The organism is Mesorhizobium sp. M7A.F.Ca.CA.002.15.2.1 (genome assembly GCF_003998715.1).
In the GTDB taxonomy this organism is placed as follows: Bacteria; Pseudomonadota; Alphaproteobacteria; order Rhizobiales; family Rhizobiaceae; genus Mesorhizobium; species Mesorhizobium ciceri.
Map to the genome: position 1 here is coordinate 1 of NZ_RZPI01000950.1, position 1,552 is coordinate 1,552.

The following is a 1,552-nucleotide window of genomic DNA, read 5'->3' on the forward strand; positions in this document are numbered from 1 at the left end:
GTTCAAGGTCGGCAATATCAGTTGCCGGCGCCTCGAAGACCAGATTTCCGGTCGCCACCAGGGTGCGCGGGTTCTTCAGCCCGAGATCTTCCGCCATGGCCTTGAGATCGGCCATGACGACCCGGCGGCCCTCGCCCAGAATGATGCTGTAAAGCAGCGCGACATAGGTCTGCATGGCCGACCGGCCTACACCAGCCGGCTCTGCTCCACCGCTGCCTCGATGAAACTGGCGAACAGCGGATGCGGGTCGAGCGGCCGGCTTTTCAGTTCCGGATGATACTGCACGCCGATGAACCAGGGATGGTCCGGGTATTCGACCGTTTCCGGCAGCACGCCGTCGGGCGACATGCCGGCGAACACCAGGCCGCAATCCTCAAGCCGCTCCTTGTAGTCGACATTGACCTCGTAGCGGTGGCGATGGCGCTCGGAAATCTGAGTGTCGCCGTAGATCTCGGCGATCTTGGAGCCCTTGGCGAGCTCGGCCTGATAGGCGCCGAGCCGCATCGTGCCGCCGAGATCGCCGGTTTCGCGGCGCTTCTCCAGCATGTTGCCTTTCAGCCATTCGGTCATCAGGCCGACGACCGGTTCCTCGGTCGGACCAAACTCGGTCGAAGACGCATGCTCGACGCCGGCCAGCGACCGCGCCGCCTCGATGCAGGCCATCTGCATGCCGAAGCAGATGCCGAAATACGGCACTTTTCGCTCACGCGCGAACTTCGCCGCCAGGATTTTGCCTTCCGAGCCGCGCTCCCCAAAGCCGCCGGGAACCAGGATGCCATGCACCTTTTCCAGCCACGGCGTCGGATCCTCCTTTTCGAAGATCTCCGATTCGATCCAGTCGAGCTTGACCTTGACGTGATTGGCCAGGCCGCCATGCGACAGCGCCTCGATCAGCGATTTGTAGGCGTCCTTGAGGCCGGTATATTTGCCGACAACGGCGATGGTCACCTCGCCTTCCGGATTGTGGATGCGGTTGGACACCGCCTGCCACGGCTCCATACGCGGCTTCGGCGCCGGATCGATGCCGAAGGCGGCCAGGACTTCCGAATCGAGCCCTTCCTTGTGATAGGCCATCGGCACGTCGTAGATATGCGGCACGTCGAGCGCCTGGATCACGGCGCTTTCGCGCACATTGCAGAACAGCGACAGTTTTCTGCGCTCTTCCTTGGGGATAGCGCGGTCGGCGCGGACCAGCAGGATGTCGGGCGCGATGCCGATGCCGCGCAGTTCCTTGACCGAATGCTGAGTCGGCTTGGTCTTCAGCTCACCGGCCGTCGGGATATAGGGCATCAGCGTCAGATGCACGTAGACGGCATTGTTGCGCGGCAAGTCGTTGCCGAGCTGGCGTATAGCCTCCAGGAACGGCATCGCCTCGATGTCGCCGACCGTGCCGCCGATCTCGCACAGCACGAAATCATAGTCGTCATTGCCGTTGAGGACGAAATTCTTGATCTCGTCGGTGACGTGGGGGATGACCTGCACGGTGGCGCCGAGATAGTCGCCGCGCCGCTCGCGCTCGATGATGTTCTTGTAGATGCGGCCGGTGGTGATG

The 1,552-nt window shown here is 62.6% G+C and carries 2 protein-coding genes; both read right to left on the reverse strand.

Annotated features, from left to right (window positions below):
- The coding region (locus ENZ74_RS31410) for a DUF1697 domain-containing protein (protein ID WP_127313286.1) at positions 1-175 on the reverse strand (175 nt) is incomplete at its 3' end.
- 11 nt (positions 176-186) lie between these two features.
- A partial coding sequence (locus ENZ74_RS31415) for a CTP synthase (protein WP_127313287.1) occupies positions 187-1,552 on the reverse strand: 1,366 nt, incomplete at its 5' end.